Source organism: Morganella sp. HSTU-ASny43 (assembly GCF_022819185.1).
GTDB lineage: Bacteria > Pseudomonadota > Gammaproteobacteria > Enterobacterales > Enterobacteriaceae > Morganella > Morganella morganii.
Genome location: NZ_WSPG01000055.1, coordinates 1 through 5,114 on the forward strand (window position 1 = coordinate 1; position 5,114 = coordinate 5,114).

Genomic DNA, 5,114 nt, shown 5'->3' on the forward strand with positions numbered 1-5,114 from the left:
TTCAGGTATTTACACGTAATATAATTAAAAAAGATTAACTATGGTGAGATGCCTTGTTTTGATTATCACTCAGAATGATATGAAGGGACTCGTTTACCGGTATAGGTTTTCATGCTGGCAATCTTAAATTTGCTCTGTCTGTATTAAATATAGTGCGAATCCGGTGGTAAGGAAGAAGGTGATGTGATCGGCGGGGTCCGGAACAAAACTGAAAGCCGTACTGAAGCATAACCGCTGGATATTGGGTGTCGGGATGGAAGTGGGGTGGTTTGAGCAGACTAAGGTCGAAATCAACAGTTTTTTTAATTTTTAAAATTCTTGTCAGGGTGTTATCCATATTTCTGTGAATAAAAGAATAACAGGCGGGGTATATGGATTATTTTTTGACGTTACCGGGCAGCGATACTTGTTCTGTTCTGCATAAAAAGGCATGTCCGAAATTACAACAGGCAAAAAGTACAGTGTATGTTGGATACTACTGGGGAGAGCACGCTGCGGTTCAGCAGGCTATCGTTGTGGCAAGAGGGGCAGTGGTTTTATGTCCGTTATGCATAAACCAGCATGATGAAGAGACTCAGTGATAATCTTACAGGCTCAACTCTCCGGAGTTTCCGGATAGCTCACATGTTCGGTTATTCCGAACAACTGATTATCACGCTGTAAAAGTTTGGTGTGGATGCGTAGTTAGATTAAATAATCAGTGGTTTTTATATCTATGATAAATAAGTCAAATAGCTTTGTTTATTGATTTTTCTATAGCTCTGCATTCAGGACTGTTTCCGTCAACCTGGTCTATTTTGCCTGGCTGGTTCCCTTCCGGAGTATCCATTTTTATTACGCATGCATCCTGACCGGTTTGGTGTTTGATTTTTGGTGAGCACCCCGTAGCTAAAAGAAAAGGTACGATAATTAATAATGTTCCAGCCTTATACATGTCAGTTAACCCCATATTGCAAACTATCAGAGCCTGATGCTATCAGAGTAAAAGGGTGAAATAAAAAATATTTCATAAATTTCAAAGGTCGCCATGTGCGGTCTTTTTTATTGCCCGCAACAATAAGAGCATTGGAATGCGACAGGCTCATTACCTAATCCGTATTCGGTCACAGTGCTTTTCTTATTGCTTTCCCGCCGCTGGTGGGATTATCCGAACCATGCCGCAGCCACTTCATTTTAACCTGTTTAAAACATATAACTCGGTTGTGGCATTACCCTATCACTCAACATACGGAACACTCCGCAGGGGGTGGATATGCGCATGTCTGACAAATATTCCAGCCCTACAGCATATGCCTGGGGGCTTATAACCTCTGCCTTTGGCATTTTATCTCTGGATCAGTGGGCCATTGTTGCCGGGATCATCTGTACCGTCGGTACGTTCCTGGTTAACTGGTATTACAAACGGAAGGAATTCCAGTTGAAAGCAGGTGAACATCATGAATAAGCGATTGGTTAAAAAGGTAATGGCCGCTTGTGCTGCCGGGGCAATTGCCGGTGCGCTGGTGCTGATCCCCGCATATGAAGGTGTTGAGTATATGCCTTATCGTGATGTGGCCGGAGTGCTCACCGTATGTTATGGCCATACCGGCAGTAATATTCAGCCCGGCAAGCTGTACACGGACGCTGAATGCAAGGCCCTGTTGCACGACGACCTGACGAAAGTCCGGCACTCGGTTGATCCTATGATTAAAGTGCCGATTGATGACAATACCCGGGCGGCCATCTATTCATTTGTCTACAACGTCGGCCCCGGCGCGTTCTCGCGCTCCACTATGCTGCATAAACTCAACGCCGGTGATATCGCCGGTGCGTGTGACGAAATGAAGCGCTGGACATTTTCCGGTGGTAAGCGGTGGCAGGGTCTGATTAACCGGCGCGAGACGGAGAAAGCGATATGTCACGGAACCCCATAATGCTGATCATCAACGCGATCATTCTTCTTACGGCCTGCCTACTGGCGGGCTGTTATCTGTATTCACTCCCGAATCACTGTAAGCCTCTGCCGGATAACCCGCTGGACGGTGTGATCCACTATGAGTGTGAAGCGCCATGAACTGGAAAGAAGCGGTAATTGCTGCGCTGTTTATTACTGCTGCCTGGTGGGTATATGACACCTACCGGGATAACCAGCAGCTGAAGGTGAATAACATAACGTTGTCCGGACAGCTGTCAGCACAGCAGACGATAAATACCATCACGCTTTCAGCCGTTGCCATCAGACACCGCGCAGCACTCGACAATATCAAAGCCAAACAGGTTGAGGATACAGAGCATGTCAACGTTAAGACAGTTATCAAAACAGTATTTAAGGACAGCGAATGCGCTGCTGCTCCTGTTCCCGCTGATGCTGTCAGTGAGTTGCGCAGATACGCGACCGGAATTAATACCCGCGCCGGTGGTGCCGCTTCCGCCGCAACTGACCGCTGATTGTGAGCAGCCGGTTATTCCTGATGAACTTACTTACGGCGATGTAATCCTGTTGCTGGCTGATGTCATGAAGTCGATAGCTGACTGTAATCACGATAAGCGGTCAATACGGGAGATAGAAGCGGAGAGAATGAAGTAAAAAAGCCCCCCATGACGAGGGGGTATATATAAAAGATTCAGGATATTTTTATTGTGATCTTCGGGTTGAGTATATCCCCGATAATTCCGTAATTACAATATGCGGAACAAATAAAAAATGCCCTGTAAGAACAGGGCAAATAGGCAATTGATAAAGAATATTTACTCTAACAACGATGCTCAATATACAGGCAATTTTGCTGGTAAATCAATAGTACCATTGCTAAATGGTGGGGCTTTTTACGAATGTGATTCATTAAGATAAAGTGAATCATATGTCAGGCGTTTATGGTGTTGGGTAAAGTATTACCTTACCTGCAGGAAATCAGCCATGCATCCAGCCAGAACCTTCCTATAGATCCGCTTGTGTATCGATGGTATTGAGACAAGGGTAATGACTACAGCTGAATATCGAATAGATCGTACAAACACATTTTTTATGCGAAAGTATCTCATTGGTTAATAACTTGATGAGGTTATGATGCAGATAAAGTCAGTTTTTATGTTTTTGGGCATGTTTCTGCTTAATGGATGCAGTGTCAAGGTACCCAAAGATATAACCCCGGTTAAACCTTTTGATTTATCTCATTACTTAGGTGACTGGTATGAAATTGCCAGGATAGATAATCGTTTTGAAAAAGGCTTAAGCAAAGTTACAGCTAACTATTCTCTTCGTGATGATGGTGGTGTGAAGGTTATCAACAGGGGGTGGGATGCGAGTAACAATAAATGGAAAGAGAGTACCGGAAAGGCCTATTTTGTTAACTCAGCCGATACAGGGGCGTTAAAGGTATCTTTCTTCGGACCTTTCTATGGAGGTTACAATATTATTAAGCTTGATGATGGCTATCAGTACTCACTGGTTGTTGGCCCCGATAAAGATTACCTGTGGGTGTTGTCACGTACACCAGCTATGCCGCCAGAGCTGTTAAATGAGTATCTCAGCTTTGCCGGTGAACATGGTTTTGACAGAGAAAGAATACTTATATTTCAATAAGATTATATTTCGGTTTATTCCCCGGGATACGGAATGGACTGAATATTAAATATTTCAGCAAATAAAGCACAACAACCCGCTTCGGCGGGTTTTTTATTGGGGAAATCTATGCCATTACGCATCCCCCGCGCCTGCCGCAAACGTGGCTGCGCAAAGACAACTACCGACCGCAGCGGATACTGCGAAGAACACCGTAATACAGGCTGGGAGAACCACCAGCAGGGTAAGAGCAGACAGGAACGTGGCTATGGCACCAAATGGGACAGGCTGCGGCTGGTGGTTCTGAGCCGAGATAAATATCTGTGCCAGCAATGCCTGCGCGAAGGCCGGGCAACCGAGGCGAAGACAGTCGACCACATCACACCCAAGGCTCATGGGGGAACCGATGCGGAAAGCAATCTGCAAAGCTTGTGCTGGCCGTGCCACTACCGCAAGACGGCAACAGAACGCAATCGCGGCTGACTGCTCATGATGCATGGGGGAGGGGGAGGTCAAATCCCTGCAGCTTTATCTATCCGGGACCGCCGCCTTGCCTCTTTTCAGATCGCCGCAGGTTAGAAAACTTTTTTCCGGGATCCCCGGATGGGAATCAATAGGAGAAAACGATTATGTCGGGACCACCGAAAACCCCGTCACACCTGCGTTTGGTCAGGGGTAACCCATCAAAACGCCCGATCAATAAAAAAGAACCAAAACCGCCGTCAGGGGTACCCCCAACTCCGAAGCATTTTACCAAGCAGGGGAAATACTGGTTTAAGCGGATCGGGGAAGAACTCGATGCCATGGGCGTGATGAGTTCGATGGATGCCAAAGCGCTGGAGCTGCTGATCGAGGCATACACCGAATACCGGCAGCACTGCGACACCCTGGACGAAGAAGGTTACACCTACACAACACAGAGTGATGGCGGACCACTGATAAAAGCACACCCGGTGGCGGCAATGAAAGCCGATGCCTGGAAACGGATCCGGGCAATGCTGGGTGAATTTGGTATGACCCCGGCGTCCCGCTCGAAGGTAACGATTAACACACCAGCCGAAGAAGACCCTTTCGAGGCATTTATGAAAAAGCGCAAATGATGAATGGCAACCGTAGCAGATGGGATCCGGTACGCCGAGCAGGTGGTTGCCGGAGAAATAGTTACGGGCGAACTGATACGCCTGGCGTGTCAGCGGTTTCTTGATGATTTAGAGCGTGGCCCTGAGCGCGACATCTTTTTCATTGAAGAACGCGCCCAGCATATTCTGGATTTTTACCAGTTTGTCCCGCACGTCAAAGGGGCGCTGGCAGGTAAGCCGATAGAGCTGATGCCGTGGCATACCTTTATTCTGATTAATATCTTTGGCTTTGTGATCCCGCTGGTTGATGAACTCAGCGGAGAAGCTCAGCACGACGATGACGGCGATCCGGTACTGGTTCGCCGTTTCCGTACTGCCTATAACGAAGTGGCGCGTAAAAACGCCAAATCCACCCTTTCATCCGGTATCGGTCTGTACATGACCGGCGCTGACGGTGAGGGTGGCGCCGAGGTTTACTCGGCGGCCACCACCCG

The 5,114-nt window shown here is 47.3% G+C and carries 8 protein-coding genes and 1 pseudogene; all 9 read left to right on the forward strand.

The features are described 5' to 3' along the window. Positions 1–371 precede the first annotated feature (371 nt). Entirely contained in the window at positions 372–581 is a 210-nt protein-coding gene (locus tag GN208_RS17430; RefSeq protein WP_015422643.1) for a hypothetical protein, read from the forward strand. Positions 582–1,252: 671 nt separating this feature from the next. Further along, positions 1,253–1,444 carry a phage holin family protein gene (locus GN208_RS17435; protein ID WP_004238694.1) on the forward strand — a complete coding sequence of 64 codons (192 nt, stop codon included), beginning with the start codon at positions 1,253–1,255 and terminating at the stop codon, positions 1,442–1,444. Then, positions 1,437–1,913, forward strand: coding sequence for a lysozyme (locus tag GN208_RS17440; protein WP_214215645.1), 477 nt, complete (start codon positions 1,437–1,439; stop codon positions 1,911–1,913). The genes GN208_RS17435 and GN208_RS17440 overlap by 8 nt, the downstream gene beginning before the upstream one ends. Beyond that, positions 1,913–2,053: a hypothetical protein gene (locus GN208_RS17445; protein ID WP_243828499.1), complete on the forward strand. Its 141-nt coding sequence runs from the start codon at positions 1,913–1,915 to the stop codon at positions 2,051–2,053. The genes GN208_RS17440 and GN208_RS17445 overlap by 1 nt, the downstream gene beginning before the upstream one ends. Continuing rightward, entirely contained in the window at positions 2,050–2,427 is a 378-nt protein-coding gene (locus tag GN208_RS17450) for a hypothetical protein (RefSeq protein ID WP_004238716.1), read from the forward strand. The genes GN208_RS17445 and GN208_RS17450 overlap by 4 nt, the downstream gene beginning before the upstream one ends. 619 nt (positions 2,428–3,046) lie before the next feature. Continuing rightward, positions 3,047–3,562 carry a lipocalin family protein gene (locus GN208_RS17455; protein WP_096875121.1) on the forward strand — a complete coding sequence of 172 codons (516 nt, stop codon included), beginning with the start codon at positions 3,047–3,049 and terminating at the stop codon, positions 3,560–3,562. A 108-nt stretch (positions 3,563–3,670) separates the two neighbouring features. After that, on the forward strand, positions 3,671–4,024 hold the full coding sequence (locus GN208_RS17460; RefSeq protein ID WP_071823269.1) for an HNH endonuclease signature motif containing protein: 354 nt from the start codon (positions 3,671–3,673) through the stop codon (positions 4,022–4,024). 146 nt (positions 4,025–4,170) lie between these two features. Beyond that, positions 4,171–4,641 (forward strand): phage terminase small subunit P27 family, encoded by a 471-nt coding sequence (locus GN208_RS17465; protein WP_015422647.1) that lies wholly within the window; start codon positions 4,171–4,173, stop codon positions 4,639–4,641. A gap of 3 nt (positions 4,642–4,644) precedes the next feature. Next, positions 4,645–5,114 (forward strand): annotated as a pseudogene (locus GN208_RS17470) (terminase large subunit); the annotation flags it as partial.

Bases quoted from the DNA above. Each gene is read 5' to 3' on its own strand.
- GN208_RS17430 (WP_015422643.1), top strand. From the start codon at position 372: ATGGATTATTTTTTGACGTTACCGGGCAGCGATACTTGTTCTGTTCTG.
- GN208_RS17435 (WP_004238694.1), top strand. From the start codon at position 1,253: ATGCGCATGTCTGACAAATATTCCAGCCCTACAGCATATGCCTGGGGG.
- GN208_RS17440 (WP_214215645.1), top strand. From the start codon at position 1,437: ATGAATAAGCGATTGGTTAAAAAGGTAATGGCCGCTTGTGCTGCCGGG.
- GN208_RS17445 (WP_243828499.1), top strand. From the start codon at position 1,913: ATGCTGATCATCAACGCGATCATTCTTCTTACGGCCTGCCTACTGGCG.
- GN208_RS17450 (WP_004238716.1), top strand. From the start codon at position 2,050: ATGAACTGGAAAGAAGCGGTAATTGCTGCGCTGTTTATTACTGCTGCC.
- GN208_RS17455 (WP_096875121.1), top strand. From the start codon at position 3,047: ATGCAGATAAAGTCAGTTTTTATGTTTTTGGGCATGTTTCTGCTTAAT.
- GN208_RS17460 (WP_071823269.1), top strand. From the start codon at position 3,671: ATGCCATTACGCATCCCCCGCGCCTGCCGCAAACGTGGCTGCGCAAAG.
- GN208_RS17465 (WP_015422647.1), top strand. From the start codon at position 4,171: ATGTCGGGACCACCGAAAACCCCGTCACACCTGCGTTTGGTCAGGGGT.